We start from the raw sequence: 17214 nt of genomic DNA, 5'->3' as shown, positions 1-17214 counted from the left end.
ACTAGGGCAATTTTCGCTAGACCCCCGCCTTGGCCACTAGTATCAAAGCGTGAGTCCGTTCTCCTCCACGTCACGCCTGGCCAGCCACGCCGCAGTCGGCCGGCAGTATCCGTGGGCGGTTCCAGTGGTGAGCGTCCTGCTCGCCATCATCCTCTTCGTCGGATCGGCGATCTACTTCGCCTACACGCGACTCGACGGCAACATCCAGTCGCAGGATATCGAAATCTACCTCGACCGCGAGACCGAGACACCGCTCGAGCCCTACAAGCCCGGCGATGACATCAACTTCCTCATCCTCGGATCCGACGTGCGCGAAGGGGAGGCCGACATCGACGGCGCAGGCGAGTCCGGCGATGTCGTCGGCATGAGGTCGGACACGACGATGCTGGCCCACATCTCCGCCGATCGCTCTCGTGTGGAGATCGTCTCCATCCCGCGCGACACCCTCGTTGACATCCCCTCCTGCCGCCTGCCGGACGGCACGTGGACGGCGCCGCAGACCTCCGCCATCTTCAACTCGGCCTTCTCCATCGGCGGTCAGACGGACGACGTGGGAGCAGCCGCGGCCTGTACGATCCGCACCGTCGAGGGCATGTCCGGGCTCTTCATCGACGGCTTCGTCGTCGTCGACTTCGCCTCCTTCCAGCAGTTCGTCGACGCCCTCGGCGGGGTCGAGATGTGCTTCGAGGAGGATCTGGCGGACTCCATGGCCGGCCTCGACATCTCCGCCGGATGTCAGACGCTCGATGGCGAGCAGGCGCTCGCCTTCGCACGCGCCCGCAAGGGCATCGGCGACGGCTCCGATATCGGTCGCATGCAGAGGCAGCAGGAGCTCGTCCTCGCGATCGCGGAAGACGCCCTCAGCCGCAACATCCTCACCGACCTCCCGTCTCTTTACCGGCTCGTCGATGCGGTGTCCCAGTCGATCGTCACCGACGCCCAGCTCGGCAACATCGACACGCTCGCCTCGCTCGCGAACTCGATCCGCGGCGTGTCGACGGAGGACATCTTCCTCATGACGATGCCCTGGGATCCGGCGGGTGCCCGCGTCCTGCCGGCCGCGGAGTCCGAGATCCTCTGGGAGGCTCTGCGGGATGACATCGCACTGTCGACGATCTTCGACGACAATGGCGAGGTCATGCCGACCGACGTCCCAACCGAGACGGCGACGGCAACCGTGGACCAGACCCAGGAGGCTGAGTGACCGGCGCACCGTCCTATCCGCCGAAGAATCCCGCCAAGCGCCCGTCCGCCACGGGCGCCGCGGTTGTGCGCGGCCGCACGCAGCGCATGTCGACCCCCTCCGCCGGAGAGTCGGCCCCGCGCCCAACGGCCGACCGTGTCAGTTCTCGCGGGGACACTCCGCCGCCCACCTTCCCGCCGAAAGGCCAGGCCGCCCCGCGCCCGCAGCGTGCCCTCGGACTGCCGATCGACGAGCGTCCCGCGACGCGCCCCCCAGCATCTCCGACCGCTCCCCCGCCTGCACCGCCCCGGCAGTCCGCCCCGCCCCGGCGACGCCGGCGCCGCCTCGGACCCCTGGTCCTTCTTCTCCTCGTCGCTCTCATCGCCTGGCCGGTGTTCCTCTACTTCTATGGGGACTCGAAGCTGTCCCACGTCGAGGCCCTGTCCGGCGCCCCTGACACGCCGGGACGGACGGTGCTCTTCGCGGGGACGGATCGGCGCTCCGAGGACGGCATCAACGACGGTGTCGAGGGCCAGCGGTCGGATTCGATCATGCTCGTCCACATCCCCGAGTCCGGTAATCCCTCCCTCATCTCCCTCCCGCGCGACACGTACGTGTCGATCCCGCGCTACGGGAATGCGAAGCTCAATGCCGCCTATTCCGTCGGTGGGCCCGATCTGCTCGTCGAGACGGTCGAGGGCCTGTCCGGGCTGACGATCGACCACTATGTCGAGGTCGGTATGGACGGGATCTCGTCTCTTGTTGACGCGGTCGGCGGTGTCGAGCTCTGCCTCGACTATGACGTCAACGACACGATGTCGGGGCTCGTCTGGGAGGCCGGGTGCCACGAGGCGGACGGGACGACGGCCCTCGCCTTCACCCGCATGCGATACTCAGACCCGCTCGGCGACATCGGCCGCACGGCCCGCCAGCGCCAGGTCATCGCCACCATCATGGATGAGGCCGTGAGCCCCGCGACCCTCATCAACCCCGTCCGCCAGTACCGGCTCGTCGGATCGACGGCGTCCGTGCTGACAACCGACCCGGACACGAGCCTGCTCGATCTGGGCATGATCGGGTGGCCGATGAGGACGATCATGGGACCGAACGGCGTCGTCGGCACTCCCCCGATCGTCGATGTCAACTACCAGCCGGGCGGAGTCGGATCGACCGTGCTTCTCGACCCGCAGGGAACCGACGAGTTCTTCCGGAAGGTTGCCGACGGGTCGATCAGTCAAGCCGACGTCGAAGCGATGCTCCCTTAGCCCTGGCGGTCTCCGCCAGGTCCTCCTGGAACCGCGCCATCTGCTGCGCGATCCCCTCGTCGGTGACGCCGAGGATCCGGGCAGCGAGCAGGCCCGCATTCCGCGCCCCGCCGATCGACACGGTCGCGACGGGCACCCCCGCCGGCATCTGGACGATCGACAGGAGTGAATCCATCCCGTCGAGGTGCGTGAGCGGGACGGGGACGCCGATGACGGGCAGGGTCGTAACGGAGGCGAGCATGCCCGGCAGGTGGGCGGCACCGCCCGCCCCGGCGATGATGACGCCGACCCCGCGGGAGGCGGCCGTCTTTCCGTAGTCGATCATCTCCTGCGGCATCCGGTGTGCGGAGACGACATCGGCCTCCCATTCGATGCCGAACTCATCAAGGGCGGCTGTCGCCGCCTCCATGACCGGCCAATCCGAATCGGACCCCATGACAACGCCGACGCGCATGCTATCTCCCTTCGAGGATGGCGATGGCGGCACGGGCTCGTGCCCGCACCTGCTCGAGATCATCGCCCGTCACGGTCACATGCCCGATCTTGCGCTCGGGCCGGACCTCCTTGCCGTACATGTGGATCTTGACCCCGGGATCGGCCTCCCAAACGGCGCCGAGGGCCTCCCGCGGGTCGTCCAGCTCAGACCCGAGCAGGTTGACCATGACGGACCAGGGTGCCAGCGGGGCGGTGTCCCCGAGCGGCAGGTCGAGGACGGCCCGCAGGTGCTGCTCGAACTGGCTCGTGACCGCACCCTCGATCGTCCAGTGTCCGGTGTTGTGGGGTCTCATCGCCAACTCGTTGACGACCAGATCCTCCCCGACCGCGAACATTTCAACCGCGAGGACGCCGACGACGCCCGTCTGTTCTGCGATCCGCCGCGCGATCGCCTCGGCCTTCTCGTGGAGAGCACGCGGCACGGGTGCGGGGGCAGTCACCTCGAAACAGATCCCATCCCGCTGGACGGAGGTGACGAGCGGCCATGCTTGGATCTCGCCCGAGGGGCGGCGTGCGACGAGCTGGGACACCTCCCTATCGAACGGGACCTTCTCCTCGAGGAGGATCTGGTCCCCGTCGGTGTAGGTCCAGGGGATGTCGGTGGCGGAGGAGATGATGGCGACTCCCTTGCCGTCGTAGCCGCCGCGCGGGGTCTTCGCGACCGCGGTCCCGCCGAGCTGGGCGATGGCGGCATCGATCTCGGCGCGGCTCTCCGCCCTGTGCCAGCGCGGGTGCGGGGCGTCGAGCTGGGACCGCATGATGAGCTTGTCCTGGGCGAAGATGAGGGCGTCGGCCGAGGGCCGCGATCCGATCTCCCGGAGGATCGGGCTGGGGATGTGCTCGTGCTCGACGGTGACGGGCTGTCCCGCGGTGAAGGCGACGATCGCGTCGCGGTCATCCGCGCTGCCGACCTCGCTGTAGCGGATCGCCTGGGCCGCCGACCCATCATCGGCCTCGACGAGCGCCCGCAGCTCGATGCCGAGGGCGATGGCGGCCTCCTGCATCATCCTCGCCAGCTGGCCTCCCCCGATGACGCACACAACCGGTGCGCCCGCTCGAGCGCCTGTCCCGACTACTTTCTGTCCCATGTCCTCTATGCTAATCGAGTGTTCTCGCGTTTCGTTAGGCGGCTGCTCCGCGGCCAGACCCTAAAGGAATGGCTGATCGAATTTCTCCGATTCTGCACCGTCGGTCTCGGCGCATATATCGTCGACGTCGGCCTTTTCAATCTGCTCGCCTACCACTGGTCAATCGACCTGCCCTTCGACCAGTCGATGACGGCGAAGACGATCTCCGTCTCGATCTCGATCGTGGTCGCGTGGGTCGGCAACAGACTGTGGACCTTCCGCACCCAGGAGCAGAGCTCGCGCGGACGCGAGTTCGCCATGTTCGTTCTTGTCAACATCGGTGGCATGGCTGTCGCGCTCGCGTGCCTCGCCGTCTCGCGCTTCGTCCTCGGCTTCGACTCCCAGTTCGCGGATAACATCGCGGCCAACGTCGTCGGCCTCGTCCTCGGCACGGCCTTCAGGTACGTGCTCTACCGATACGTCGTCTTCGCGCCGATCCCGCTATCGGCGTCGTCGTCTCGACCCCATTGAGATGAGGGCCCCCTGCGGGAGGACCTTGTCGGGGTCGAGCGAGGTGGGGACGGCATTGAGGGTGAGCGAGAAGATCGGCGGGCTGTTCTGAGCCAGCTCGAGCTTGCCGCCGTCGGCGCGGGCGAGGTTGAGCGCGAGCGGCAATCCAAGCCCGGTCGACCCGCCGGTTGAGACACCCTGCTTGAAGATATCGTCCCCGATCTCATCAGGAACTCCCTCCCCCTCGTCGGTGACGGTGATGACAACACCCTTGCGGTTGGCGGTGCGACGAGCGGCGACCGTCGTCTTCCCCGCCCCGTACTTGACGGAGTTCTCGATGAGGGTGGCGATGATCTGGGAGAGAGACCCCGGAGTCGCGAGGACGGTCATATCCTCCTCGCCCTCGAAGCTCAACTCCCGCTTCGCCTTCGAGTAGACCTTGCGCCACTCCTGCCACTGCTGATCGAAGACCCGGTCGAGGTTGACGACCTCGGTCGTCCCTCCCGAATCCGAGCGGGATGTCTTGAGCAGCTCCGCGACGACGCCCGTGAGGCGCTCAACCTGGTCCTGGCAGGCGCGGACCTCGGTCAGGACCTCGTCGTCCTTCGTGATCATCTCGATCTCATCGAGGCGCATCGACAGCGCCGTCAGGGGCGTGCGGAGCTGGTGCGAGGCATCGGCGGCGAACTGACGTTCGGCGGCGAGCCTGCCCGCCATCCGATCGGCGGTGCGGATGAGCTCCTCGTTGACGAGATCGATCTCCTCGATGCCGGACCTGCGCAGGTGGGGCCGGACCGTGCCCGAGCCGAGCTGCTCGGCCGACGCCGCGAGGTAGATGAGGGGCGCGGAGAGCTTGCGCGACTGGCGAGCCGCCATGAGGGCACCAGCAAGAAGCGCGAAGATCGAGGCGATCGAGACGAGTATGATGAAGCCGGCGATCGAGCGGTAGATGTGGACACGGTCGGTCTGGACCTGGACGACGGCGCCCGTCACGCCGCGCTCGACGACGGTGATGGGATCGGAGATCGGCTCCCCCGTCTCGATCCGCTCCCCACCGGGCATGAAGACCGTGACGCGCAGCGTCTGCCCCGACTGGCTGCCCCAGCCGCTCACCAGCTCAGGGGTGACGGCGTCGCCGCGGTCGATGCGGCGGTCGATGATCGACGACAGCGAAGACGCATGGTCGCGCATGCTGGAGATCTCCTGATTCCACAGCATGGTGGAACCAAAGATCGCCATCGGCAGGCCGAGCAGGAGCACTGCGAGCGCGACCGCCAGCAGAGTCATCCTCAGCGCACGGCGACGCATGGTCTAGTTCTCGAACCGGAAACCCATGCCGCGAACAGTGGAGATGTACGTCGGCTCGGCGGCGTCGTCGCCGAGCTTGCGGCGCAGCCACGAGACGTGCATGTCCAGCTTCTTCGTGGACGACGCGGTCTCCGAGCCCCACACCTGCTCCATGAGCTCCTCGCGGGACACAACAGAGCCCGCGTCACGCATGAGGACGGTGAGGAGATCGAACTCCTTGCCTGTCAGGTGAAGCTCCTTGCCGCTCACCCAGGCCCGGTGGGCGGCAACATCGACCTTGACGTCCTGGGCCGAGAGGATGTCGAGCTCCCCCTCTTCGCCTGAACCCCGGCGAAGCAGGGCGCGGACTCGCGCCATGAGCTCAGCAAGGCGGAACGGCTTGGTCACATAATCGTCGGCACCCGCATCGAGCCCGACCACCATGTCGACCTCATCCGCACGCGCGGTGAGGATGAGGATCGGGACCGTGGACCCGTGGCTTCTGATGGTGCGGGCGACATCGAGTCCGTCCATGTCCGGCAGGCCGAGGTCGAGGATGATGAGGTCGGCTCCGTTCTGAAGCTCATCGAGTGCGCTGCGCCCCGTGGTGTGCGGGCGCACCTCATACCCCTCGCGCCCCAGCGCGCGGACCAGAGGATCTGAGATTGCGAGATCATCTTCAACAAGTAATACGGTAGTCACGCTTCGAGTATAGATGCATAACCAATCATGTGGTCTCGTTCCCGGAAGCGGGTTGAACATTGACCGAGCACTGACCTCGTGCTAGCGGAACCTCTTGAGTTCGAAGATCTCGACCTTGCCGGTGCCGCCGAGCTCCTGCTGGCCGTACGGCAGGACCATGTACGTGCTCCGGCCCGCATCGCCAAGCGCCGTGTACGTCGCCCGATCGATGAGAATGGTGCCCTCATCGGCGATGTCGACGAGCCGGCTCGCGAGATTGACCGTGGGCCCGAAGATATCCCCGAAGGAGGAGACGACCCTGCCCCACAGGAGGGAGGCCCGCACCGGCAGCATCCCCTCAATCCTGCCGAGCTGGTGGACCAACTCCGTGACGACCTTGGCGCCGATTTTAACATCATCGGCGATGAAGATGACGGCGTCGCCCAGAGTCTTGACGAGGCGGGCGCCGTTCTCGGTGATGATCTCTCGGCACGTGAACTCGAAGTCGCGGATGAAGGTGACGAGCTGGTCGCTGCCGAGCTCGCGGGACTTGCTCGTGAAGGCAACGAGGTCGATGAAGCCGACCGCCCGCTGGAGCGGCATGAGATCCGGGGTGTCCTTCTCGGGGCCTCGCCGACGCAGCTCCAGGTCGGAGCGGCGCAGGAAGGCGGCCATGTGACGCCGCCAGACGTATCGCATCTGATCCTCGAGGAGTTGGAGGTAGTCATCGATATGGTCGATGACCCAGTAGCGGGCCGCGATGTCATCGATCTCGAAAGTCGTCTGCGCAAACTCAACAAGGGCCTCGTGCTGCCACAGCGCGAGCCTGTCGGCCATGTGTCCCTGGGCGAGGACGAGCGAATTGAGGGTCGTCGCGTCGAGCTGGCCGGCGGACAGCTTGTCGAAATGTCGCCTCATCATCTCGATGTCGAATCCGGTGAAGATCCGGTCGTTCTCCTCGTCCTCAATGGCGGGGAAGCCCATGGCCGTCCAGAAGCGGCGAACGATGCGGGGCTCGACGGCAAGCCGTTCGGCTGCCTCGACGAGAGTGAACTGCGGCTGTCCGTTGAGGAGAGAGTTCGCTCGCGCCTCAACGGTCAGGCGAGTTCTCTCAAGATCTGTGTCGCGGGTCACATGCTATAGTTTATCAGCTGTTCACCCCCACCCCAACTCGCTGAGTTTGCTGTGCCGTAGGCTGGACCCATGAGTGAACAGAGCATCGATTCCTTCGCCGACTCCTATGTCGACTCCTTCTGCGCCATCTCGCCGCTCTTCGCCTCGTCCGCGGGCCTGGCGAAGACCGGAGCGCTCGATGATTTCTCCCCAGACGGCATCCAGGAGGCGATCGATCTCGACACCTCGACGCTGGCCGAGCTGGCGTCGATGGAGCCGCAGACGGACGATGAGTGGGTGACGAAGGCGGCGATGACAGAGCGCCTCGAGTCGTGGCTCGCGATCTCGAAGGACGACATCGGCAGCCTCAACGTCATCGCCTCCCCCATCCAGGACATCCGCGATTCCTTCGATCTCATGGAGCGCGAGACCGAGGAGGACTGGGAGCTCATCCGTGAGCGGGCGGCCGCGATCCCCACGGCGCTCCGCCAGTACCGCGAGGGCCTCTCGTGGCGCCACGACAAGGGCGCGCCCTTCCCCGCACGCCAGGTGCGCGCCTGCATCGCGCAGGCGCAGCAGATCGCGACGGGCGGTGTCCTCGCCGAGCTGGAGGACCACGACATCGATACCCATCCCGCCCGCGCGGCCTTCGCCAGCCTCGCCGAATTCCTCGGGACCCTGCCGACCACCGACGTCGATGCCGTCGGCCGGGAGCGCTACGAGGGCCATCTCGCCTACTTCCTCGGCTCGAAGGTCGACATCGACGAGACGTTCGACTGGGCGGAGGAGGAGCTTGCCTCGATCATCTCCGAGCAGGAGGAGACCGCCGCGACCCTGTTCGGACCCGGAACGACGATCACCGAGGCGATCGACCGGCTCAACAGCGATCCGGAGCGCCAGATCCACGGGCGCGAGAACCTGCGGGCATGGATGCAGAAGACGGCCGATGAGGCGGTCGAGGGCGTGCTCTCCGAGTTCGACATCCCGCAGCCGCTCCGCCGGATCGACGCCCGCGTCCTCCACCCGGGCACCGGCGGCATCTACTACACCCAGCCGTCGGATGATCTGACCCGTCCGGGCCAGATGTGGTGGTCCGTCCCCGAGGGCGTCGATACGTTCAACACGTGGCTGGAGAAGACGACCGTCTACCACGAGGGCGTCCCCGGCCATCACCTCCAGATCGGCACGGCCGTCGCCTCCGAGCACCTCAACATGTGGCGCCGGGCTGCGGCGTGGGTGTCGGGCCACGGCGAGGGCTGGGCCCTCTACGCGGAGCGCCTCATGGCGGATCTCGGCTTCCTCGATGACCCGGCCGATTACTTCGGCATGCTCGACTCGCAGCGGCTGCGTGCCGCCCGCGTGCGCGTCGACATCGGCGTCCACGTCAAGGGGTGGACGGCCGAGCAGGCCTGGGATTTCCTCACCGAGAACGTCGCCATGGACCGCTCCTTCCTCGCCTTCGAACTCGACCGCTACCTGGGTTGGCCCGGGCAGGCTCCGTCCTACAAGATCGGACAGCGGCTGTGGGAGGCGGAGCGCGATGCCGCGCTCGCCAGGGGCGAGTCGCGCCGCGACTTCCACTCCCGAGCCCTGGCGCTCGGCACGCTCGGCCTGGACGTGCTGCATGAAGCTCTGTCTCGCTAGCGCCTCGCCCGGCCGGTTCACGGTCCTCACCGGGGCGGGGATCACTCCCGAGGTGATCGTCTCCGATGTGGACGAGGACGCGATCCTCGACCGCATGCCCGAGGCGCCTGCCCCCGATATCGTCCTCGCTCTCGCACGGGCGAAGGCCGAGGCGGTTGCCGCCTCCCACGGCAGGAGCCTCGTCATCGGATGTGATTCGATGTTCGTCATGGACGGCCAGATCCTCGGCAAGCCGTACACGCCTGACGTGGCACGGACGCGCCTGAGGGCGATGGCGGGCCGCGCCGGAGTACTCTTCACTGGGCACTGGCTCATCGCCCCTTCGGGAGCATTCGGCGGGGTCTCGGACGCGACCGTTCACGTCGCCCCGATGACGGACGCGGAGATCGAGGCCTACATCGCGACGGGCGAACCCCTCCACGTCGCGGGCTCCTTCACGATCGACGGCTACGGCGGTCCCTTCATCGAGCGCCTCGAGGGCGATCCTCACGGCGTCACGGGGCTCTCCCTGCCCCTCCTGCGCCGACTGCTCACACAGGCCGGCCTCTCCGTGACGGAGCTGTGGGATGGGATCTAGCGCCGACGGCATCGTCTACTGCGCCTGCGGGCACCGCCATTGGGGCCACGCGGGCGCCGCGGGGATCCTCGCGTGGCGCGACGCCCACGACCCCGAGGTCATCATGCAGCTGCGCGCCGGGTGGTCGATGTCAGGCGGCACGTGGGGAATCCCCGGAGGCGCGATCGGCTACGGCGAGAGCCCGATCGAGGGCGGCCTCCGCGAGGCACACGAGGAGGCCGGCCTGGGTCCAGCCCGCGTGTGGGCGGCGACCACCCTCCATCACCCCGACTGGTCGTACACCAGCGGCATCGCCGAAGCATCCGCCGGCCAGCGCGCCATCGCCACCGACCACGAATCGGATGCGATGGAGTGGGTGCCCTGGAAGAACCTCGAGGAGCGGCTCCTCATGCCGGCCTTCAAGGAGAGCATGCCCCTGCTTGAGGCCCTGCTGGGCCGCACACTGCTCGTCGTCGACTCCGACCGCCTACCGGCGGACTGGGAGCGACCGGTGGCCGATCTCGCCGCCTCGGGGATCCCCTCGACGATCCTGCCGACCGAGGTCCAGGACCCCATCCTCGCGGGCATGGCCGCCGCGAGGGATGAGAACTTCGAACGGACGGTCGCCCTCTTTCCCGACATCCTCATCGAGGGTGCAGAGCCGACCATCCAACCCACATCCCCGACCGGGGCCATCCCGCCGTCACTTCTCGGGAGCGGCACGGACGCCGTCGACGTCACTGAGTACAGAGCGGTGTTCACACTCGGGCTCGACATCACAGGCGGCCACCCGCTCGACCCGCTCGCCTTCGAGGCGCTGCTGGAGGAGATGCGGCGCACGCTGCGCTGACATATACCCAGAGGCCCAGAGGCCCAGAGGCCCAGAGGCCCAGAGGCCCAGAGGCCACGCTCGCACACTCCACCACAGCCGTCAGTCCAGCACGGTTGTGGTGGAGTTCTGGAAGTCAGACGAGCGGTTGGGACGCGAGCCGCTCCGCGGCAGCATCGACTGCCTCGTCGGTGGCCGTGAGAGACATTCGCACCTTCATGCGGCTCATCTGGCCGTAGAACGTTCCCGGCGCGACGAGGATGCCGCGCTCGGAGAGGGCCTTGACGATCCCCCAGGCGTCGAGCGTTCCGCTCTCGTCCTCGAGCCACAGGTAGAGGCCGGCCTTCGTCTCAGGATCCGCCGTGAGACCGGCTGCCGCGGTGGCCCGAAGGAGCACATCCCGCCGCCTGCGGTAGATCTCACGCTGTTCCGCCACGTGTGTGTCGTCGCTGAGGATCGCCGTCATGGCCGCCTGGACGGGGCCGGGCATAAGGAAGCCCATGTGCTTGCGGACCTCGATGATGGGAGCGAGGATGCGCGGATCACCGGCGATCATGGCGGCCCGGTATCCGGCGAGGTTCGACTGCTTCGAGGAGGAGTAGAGCGCGAGCAGGCCGGTCTTATCCTCTCCCGCGATGTCGTCGGCGAGGATTGAGGGGACGCCATCGGTCACATACGGCTCCGCCCACGGCAGCGCCGCGTAGCACTCGTCGGAGGCGATGATCGTCTCGGTCGCCCGGCCCCAGTCGACGATCCTCCGCAGCTGCTCGCGGTCGAGCACGTGCCCGTGGGGGTTGCTCGGGGAGTTGAGCCAGACGAGCTCGGCGTCGGGCCACGTGGCCGGATCGGACGCCGTGTCGATCGGGATGGGCGTCGCCCCGCTCAGCCGCGTCCCGACGTCGTAGGTCGGGTAGGCGATCTCGGGGATGAGGACGTGCCCGATGATGCCGAGGAGCGACGGCAGGAGCGCGACCATCTCCTTGCTGCCGATCGTCGGCAGGACCCCCTCGAGGGGGACACTCGCACCGCGGGTGCGCGACCACCAGTTGACCATGGCAGCCCGAAGCTCGGGCGTGCCGAGAGCCGGCGGATATCCCGGCGACTGCTCGGAGGCCCGCAGGGCATCGATGGCGATCTGCGGGGTGGGGTCAACCGGGGTGCCGATCGACAGGTCAGCGGTGATCCCCGGGTAGTCGTAGGCGGCCTTCTTGAAGGGTGTAAGGGTATCCCACGGGAAGTCGGGCAGGCCCTCCCCCAGGAGCGGCATCAGTCGTTGATTCCCTTGGGCAGGGCCGCGACGATCGGATGGTCGTAGTTGATGACGCCCATCTTCGCGGCTCCACCGGGCGAGCCGATCTTGTCGAAGAATTCGACGTTCGCCTTGTAGTACTCCGACCACTCCTCGGGAGTGTCGTCCTCGTAGTAGATGGCCTCGACAGGGCAGACGGGCTCGCAGGCGCCGCAGTCCACGCACTCATCGGGGTGGATGTAGAGCATTCGCTCGCCCTCGTAGATGCAGTCCACGGGGCACTCGTCCACGCAGGCCCGGTCTTTGATATCGACGCAGGGAAGCGCAATAACGTAAGTCACGATTCACAGTCCTCTCATCCAGCTGTCCAGAAAGTATCCCATTTTTCCGGGTCTAACCACAGACCGCGGCGTGGACCGGCTGATATGTCCACGAGTACGCGTTGTTGAAGATCATCTCACCCTCCCGGGTGACGGTGCGACGCACGTCCACCGTGAAGCCGGGCCCGCCCGCCCCATAGGGCTCGCAGTCCGGTGAGGTGTTGACCTCGGTCGTGGGCTGGCGGAAGTTATAGGGCTCCGAGACGGTGATGTCGACGCTGTAGTACGACGTCGACCAGAGCCGGGAGCGAACCTCGCCGCCCTCAACCCACGTCTCGACGAGCACACCGTACGGGCTGGTATTGCGCCACTTCATGTCAACTGTGGGCTGCCAGACGGTGGCCTCCACCCCCATCGGGTACCGGTCGAAGTACTTCGAGTGCGGCTGGTGAGCGATGTCCTCCATGCCGGCCCTGTAACCGATGTTGAACGTATTGGTCGACAGCTGCGAGAGCCCGCCGCCGAGCGCGGTCGAGTTGAATCCGTCCATGACCACCCCGGAGGAGACGAAGCCGTTCTCCTCCGTGATCGGTCCGAGCCGCTCGAGGAGCGAGAAGGTCTCGCCGGGGCGGATGAGTGTGTTATTCGTCTTCGCGGTGCCGACGATGAGGTTCTCCGTGCGCACAGGGTCGTTCGTCAGCGGTGTCGAGATCTCCGAGACAACCTCTTTGATGCCGAGTGCCTCAGCATCCGCCGTCGTGAACTCAGGATCCTCCTCGCTCACGACCGCGGCGACCGTGCGGGTCTCAGTCGTCGCGACCTGGGCGATGGCCTCGCCGGTCGCCTCCCGGTCGATGACCATGCCCTTCTCGCTGGGCTTGATAACGGGGCCGACGGCATGGTCCTCGATGAGGATCTCAGCGTCTCTCGGTGCGTTGAGGTCGTCACCCGCACCCTCGACGACGAGGTCGACCAGCTCCTGCTCGTCGAGCATCATCGCCAGCTCGCCCTCGACCTCCTCGAATGACGCGGCTGCGGCAAGATCGATCGGCCTGAGGACGACCTCGCGCTCGCCGACGGTGACCGTGAGCGGCGCGGCGACGAGCGGCTCCGCCTGCTCGTCTCGGACCCGCTCGACATCCTCGTCAGTAATGGTCGGCTCAAGGTCGACGGCCTCAAGCTCGATCGGCCGAGTCGCCGACAGCCAACCGCTGCTGAGCACCGCGACGGCGCTGTCGACATCGATACCGGTGCCGTCGACCTGGGGCTCTGTCTGGATCGTCGAGCCTGCGAAAGAGATCGTCGCGTTCGACGGCTCTGCGCCGAGCTGCTCGTTGAGTCGGTCGATCTCGGCGGCGAGCGCCTTCTCGTCGATGGTGACGACGGGTTCGAGCTCAGCCGATCCGCTCAGGTGGCGGCACAGGTGCGCCGGGTTGAAGGACAGCCCGGTGATGCCGTCGACGGTCGCGTCACCGTCGATGGCAACGCCCGTCCCGGTTGGGTCGATCTCGCCGGTGATGTCGGTGCCCACGATCGTAACGGGGACAGGCTCCTGGACGACGTCGTCGAGCTCGGCCTCGATCGTCCTGGCCGCATCAGCCTCTGACATGCCGCCGACCTCAACGCCGGCGACGGTGGTGTTGCCCGGGATGCGACCGGCGAACCAGAAGGCGGCGACGATATAGATAACTGCGAGGAGGGCTGCTGCTCCTGCGAGGATCCACGGCCACAGCCGCCTCTCCCGTTCTGCCGGTCCCTCGTCGTCGACGATCCACTCGTCATTCCACGTCATATGGCTCCCCTTCCGGGGCAAGTCTAACGCGGCTCACGGCCGCAAAGCCGAGCCACGCGAGCAGGCCACCTGCGGGAATGGCGACAGGGCCGCCGTAGAACCACCAGGCGCTGAGCTCGGGCGAGAGCGCCCCGATCGCGTCGCCCGCAGGGCGCATAGCCGTCAAGGCGAGCGTGGCAAGGAAACCCGCACCGAAGCCCAACCAGCCGGGGGCGCCGGCGAAGAGGGTGAAGACGGCGGATCCGAGGGTGACACTGAGGAGTGCGACGACGAGACCGGTGATGCCACCGTCGATGCCGCCCGAGTGCGTGACGGTCCCGAGCAGGGCCGCGAACCCGCCGAGCACGAGCCCGGCGAGGGCGATGAGGCGCCGGGAGCGCCTCGACTGCTCGGGGCCGCGCATGAGCCCCCGGAACGTGCCCACTACCGGCCCTGGGCCCGCTTGCGGTTGGCGCGGGCCCGCTCGTGCGAGTCGAGGATGAGCTTGCGGATGCGGATCGTCTCAGGCGTGACCTCGACGCACTCGTCGTCCTCGATGAACTCGAGCGACTCCTCGAGGGTGAGCCTGCGCGGCGGGACGAGCGATTCGAACACGTCGGCCGAGGCGGCACGCATGTTCGTCAGCTCCTTCTCCCTCACCACGTTGACCTCCATGTCCTCGGCGCGCGGGTTCTCGCCGACGACCATACCCTCGTAGACCTCCTGGGTGGGTTCGACGAAGAAGGTGCCGCGGTCCTCGAGGCGCAGGAGGGAGAACGGGGTGACCGCGCCCTGACGGTCGGCGATGAGGGAGCCGGTGATGCGGGATTCGATCTGGCCCGCCCACTCGTCGTAGCCGGCGAAGAGCGAGGAGGCGATGCCGGTGCCGCGGGTCTCGGTGAGGAAGTAGGTGCGGAAGCCGATGAGGCCGCGCGACGGGACGGTGTACTCCATGCGGACCCAGCCGGTGCCGTGGTTCGTCATCGTCGTCATCCGGCCCTTGCGGCCCGCCATCAGCTGCGTGACGGCACCGAGATGCTCCTCGGGCACGTCGATCGTCATGTGCTCGTACGGCTCCAAGACCTTGCCGTTCTCGTCGAGCTTCGTCACGACCTGCGGCTTGCCGACGGTCAGCTCGAAGCCCTCTCTCCTCATCTGCTCGACGAGGATGGCGAGCGCGAGCTCGCCCCTGCCCTGCACCTCCCACGCGTCGGGACGCTCGGTGGGCAGCACCCGCAGGGAGACGTTGCCGACGAGCTCGCGGTCGAGACGGTCCTTGACCTGACGCGCCGTCAGCTTATGGCCCTTGACCTTGCCGGCCAGCGGGGACGTGTTCGTCCCGATCGTGAGCGAGATCGCCGGCTCATCGACATGGATCTTGGGAAGGTCGACGGGGTTGTCCGCATCGACAAGAGAGTCGCCGATCGTGATGTCGGGGATGCCGGCGATGGCGACGATGTCGCCCGGGCCCGCCTCCGTGTCCGGGACGCGGTCGAGTCCGACGGTGCGGAGCAGCTCGGAGATCCTCGCCGACTTCATGGTCCCGTCCTGCTGGCGCCAGCCGAGCGTCTGACCCTTGCGGATCGTGCCCGAGTGGACGCGGATGAGGGCGAGCCTGCCGAGGAACGGCGAGGCGTCGAGGTTCGTCACCTGTGCGGCGACCGGCGCCTCATCGTCGAACGTGGGCGCAGGGATGTTCGCGAGAATCGCGTCGAAGAGGGGCTCGAGGTCCGTCGAGTCCGGCAGCGTGCCATCCTCGGGCTGAACGGTCGAGGCCCGGCCGGCCTTGCCGGAGGCGTAGATGACCGGCACGTCGAGGATCGCATCGACGTCGACCGTCTCATCGACGTCGCCCTCAAGATCGGAGGCGAGGTTGAGGAGGAGGTCCGTCGTCTCGGAGACGACCTCATCGATCCGGGAGTCGGGCCTGTCAACCTTGTTGACGACGACGATGACGGGCAGGCGCCCGGCGAGAGCCTTGCGGAGGACGAAGCGCGTCTGGGGCAGCGGACCCTCGGACGCGTCGACGAGGAGGACGACACCGTCGACCATGGACAGTGCACGCTCGACCTCACCACCGAAGTCGGCGTGACCCGGGGTGTCGACAACGTTGATCGTCACGCCGTCGGGGGCACCGTGCTTCGCGGCCGCGGGGCCGCGGTACGTGATCGCCGTGTTCTTCGCGAGGATCGTGATGCCCTTCTCGCGCTCGAGGTCACCGGAGTCCATGACACGCTCACCCGTGGATTCGACGGAGGCGTGGGAGTCGAAGACGTCCGACTGCCACAGCATGGCATCGACCAGGGTTGTCTTGCCATGATCGACGTGGGCGATGATGGCGACGTTACGAATATCTGAGCGAGTTGATTTCACCGGCGTAGCTCGGTTCCTTTCTGGGCGCGAAGCGCATGCGGATGGCCTTAGACAAGGCCCCGGTAAATCGTAGCCGTCGCAGGGTCCCCTGACGATGCAGAGCGAGCCAGATCACCACACGTGCACGTTCGGCGCCTTCTCAGTTCGCCGGCGTCCACCTGCGACAATGGAGGCATGACAGAACCGATCTATCGGCTGCGATCGACGGGCCAGTATGTCCGCTTCGGAGTCTCCCTCGTCTTCATCGCCCTGTTCGTCGCCTCGCTCTACATCGATCCCGCAACGGAGGGCTTCTTCCCGCCCCTCATCATCGCGCTCGGAGCGGTCCTCATCGTCTTCATCTTCTTCTACCAGCCGGCCCTTCACCTCGACCGGGATGGCCTCCACATCCAAAACTGGTTCGTCGACCGGTGGGTCTCCTGGCGGGACTATGACACGCTCGATACTCGATTCGGCATGCAGATCCTCTCGCCCGGTAACTCAGACCCGGTGAGCTCCTTCCCCGGATCGGGCGGGCTCACCCGGGGCCGGGAACAGCTTCGGCCCGGCAACCCACTCGCGAAGAGCGAGCCGAAGCACACCTACATCCCGGTCCACGACGCCGGCCAGCACACCCTCGTGCCGTCGATAAGGGAGGCGAGCTCCCTCATCTCCCGCATGGCCCGCGAGTTCAGTCGCACGGCACCCCACCGGCCGAGGACGACCTCGGTCAATCCGATGCGAATCGGCACCGTCATCATCGGCCTCGCCCTCATCGTTCTCGGCGTCCAGGAGATCGTCGCCTGAACGGTCGCAGGATCGGGTGCCGGCTGCCGCCAGCGCTCGGCACCGTCGAATACGCCGCGGCGCGATGACGTCGCTGAGAAGATGA

The 17214-nt window shown here is 67.0% G+C and carries 17 protein-coding genes; 7 read left to right on the top strand and 10 right to left on the bottom strand.

Features of this window, described 5'->3' with window-relative positions; translation table 11 throughout:
* The first annotated feature begins 49 nt into the window (after positions 1–49).
* On the top strand, positions 50–1204 hold the full coding sequence (locus EJO69_RS11345) for an LCP family protein (RefSeq protein ID WP_126041916.1): 1155 nt from the start codon (positions 50–52) through the stop codon (positions 1202–1204).
* Positions 1201–2448 (top strand): LCP family protein, encoded by a 1248-nt coding sequence (locus EJO69_RS11340; protein WP_245993654.1) that lies wholly within the window; start codon positions 1201–1203, stop codon positions 2446–2448. The genes EJO69_RS11345 and EJO69_RS11340 overlap by 4 nt, the downstream gene beginning before the upstream one ends.
* On the opposite strand, the gene purE is transcribed toward EJO69_RS11340, so the two are convergent.
* Together purE and EJO69_RS11330 are read right to left on the bottom strand one after the other, a co-directional pair.
* Positions 2414–2902: a 5-(carboxyamino)imidazole ribonucleotide mutase gene (gene purE, locus EJO69_RS11335; RefSeq protein ID WP_211331445.1), complete on the bottom strand. Its 489-nt coding sequence runs from the start codon at positions 2900–2902 to the stop codon at positions 2414–2416. The genes EJO69_RS11340 and purE overlap by 35 nt on opposite strands.
* A gap of 1 nt (position 2903) precedes the next feature.
* On the bottom strand, positions 2904–4031 hold the full coding sequence (locus tag EJO69_RS11330) for a 5-(carboxyamino)imidazole ribonucleotide synthase (protein WP_126041912.1): 1128 nt from the start codon (positions 4029–4031) through the stop codon (positions 2904–2906).
* Positions 4032–4049: 18 nt separating this feature from the next.
* On the opposite strand from EJO69_RS11330, the gene EJO69_RS11325 reads away from it, so the two are divergent.
* On the top strand, positions 4050–4541 hold the full coding sequence (locus tag EJO69_RS11325) for a GtrA family protein (protein ID WP_126041910.1): 492 nt from the start codon (positions 4050–4052) through the stop codon (positions 4539–4541).
* On the opposite strand, the gene EJO69_RS11320 is transcribed toward EJO69_RS11325, so the two are convergent.
* From EJO69_RS11320 to EJO69_RS11310, 3 genes are all read right to left on the bottom strand, one after another.
* The gene (locus tag EJO69_RS11320; RefSeq protein WP_126041908.1) at positions 4512–5828 is read right to left on the bottom strand and encodes an ATP-binding protein; all 1317 of its coding nucleotides are present in this window, start codon (positions 5826–5828) and stop codon (positions 4512–4514) included. The two genes, EJO69_RS11325 and EJO69_RS11320, sit on opposite strands and share 30 nt — an antisense overlap.
* Positions 5829–5831: 3 nt before the next feature.
* Complete coding sequence (locus EJO69_RS11315) at positions 5832–6509, bottom strand: response regulator transcription factor (protein WP_126041906.1); 678 nt, start codon at positions 6507–6509, stop codon at positions 5832–5834.
* An 81-nt stretch (positions 6510–6590) separates the two neighbouring features.
* On the bottom strand, positions 6591–7622 hold the full coding sequence (locus EJO69_RS11310) for an adenylate/guanylate cyclase domain-containing protein (protein WP_126041904.1): 1032 nt from the start codon (positions 7620–7622) through the stop codon (positions 6591–6593).
* A 69-nt stretch (positions 7623–7691) separates the two neighbouring features.
* Here EJO69_RS11310 and EJO69_RS11305 point away from each other — a divergent pair, with 69 nt between their 5' ends.
* The 3 genes from EJO69_RS11305 to EJO69_RS11295 are packed head-to-tail and all read left to right on the top strand — an operon-like array spanning position 7692 to position 10651.
* Entirely contained in the window at positions 7692–9245 is a 1554-nt protein-coding gene (locus EJO69_RS11305; protein WP_126041902.1) for a DUF885 domain-containing protein, read from the top strand.
* On the top strand, positions 9226–9822 hold the full coding sequence (locus tag EJO69_RS11300; protein WP_126041900.1) for a Maf family protein: 597 nt from the start codon (positions 9226–9228) through the stop codon (positions 9820–9822). The genes EJO69_RS11305 and EJO69_RS11300 overlap by 20 nt, the downstream gene beginning before the upstream one ends.
* On the top strand, positions 9812–10651 hold the full coding sequence (locus EJO69_RS11295; RefSeq protein ID WP_126041898.1) for an NUDIX domain-containing protein: 840 nt from the start codon (positions 9812–9814) through the stop codon (positions 10649–10651). Before EJO69_RS11300 ends, EJO69_RS11295 begins: the two co-directional genes overlap by 11 nt.
* A gap of 115 nt (positions 10652–10766) precedes the next feature.
* Here EJO69_RS11295 and dapC read toward each other — a convergent pair whose 3' ends face one another.
* Genes dapC through typA form a run of 5 tightly spaced genes read right to left on the bottom strand, consistent with a single transcriptional unit; the run spans position 10767 to position 16343 of the window.
* The gene (gene dapC, locus EJO69_RS11290; protein ID WP_126041896.1) at positions 10767–11897 is read right to left on the bottom strand and encodes a succinyldiaminopimelate transaminase; all 1131 of its coding nucleotides are present in this window, start codon (positions 11895–11897) and stop codon (positions 10767–10769) included.
* Positions 11897–12220, bottom strand: coding sequence for a ferredoxin (gene fdxA / locus EJO69_RS11285; protein ID WP_126041894.1), 324 nt, complete (start codon positions 12218–12220; stop codon positions 11897–11899). The genes dapC and fdxA overlap by 1 nt, the downstream gene beginning before the upstream one ends.
* A gap of 52 nt (positions 12221–12272) precedes the next feature.
* Positions 12273–13991, bottom strand: a complete 1719-nt coding sequence (locus EJO69_RS11280; protein WP_126041892.1) for a VanW family protein — start codon at positions 13989–13991, stop codon at positions 12273–12275.
* Entirely contained in the window at positions 13978–14415 is a 438-nt protein-coding gene (locus EJO69_RS11275; RefSeq protein WP_126041890.1) for a hypothetical protein, read from the bottom strand. Before EJO69_RS11275 ends, EJO69_RS11280 begins: the two co-directional genes overlap by 14 nt.
* Positions 14415–16343 (bottom strand): translational GTPase TypA, encoded by a 1929-nt coding sequence (typA, locus tag EJO69_RS11270; RefSeq protein WP_126041888.1) that lies wholly within the window; start codon positions 16341–16343, stop codon positions 14415–14417. Before typA ends, EJO69_RS11275 begins: the two co-directional genes overlap by 1 nt.
* Positions 16344–16517: 174 nt before the next feature.
* Here typA and EJO69_RS11265 point away from each other — a divergent pair, with 174 nt between their 5' ends.
* Positions 16518–17129 carry a hypothetical protein gene (locus EJO69_RS11265; protein ID WP_126041886.1) on the top strand — a complete coding sequence of 204 codons (612 nt, stop codon included), beginning with the start codon at positions 16518–16520 and terminating at the stop codon, positions 17127–17129.
* Positions 17130–17214: the final 85 nt, after the last annotated feature.

The sequence above is a fragment of the Flaviflexus salsibiostraticola genome (assembly GCF_003952265.1).
GTDB classification, from domain to species: domain Bacteria; phylum Actinomycetota; class Actinomycetes; order Actinomycetales; family Actinomycetaceae; genus Flaviflexus; species Flaviflexus salsibiostraticola.
Note: the sequence above shows the minus strand (reverse complement) of the source record. Positions and strands in the feature narration are given on the sequence as shown.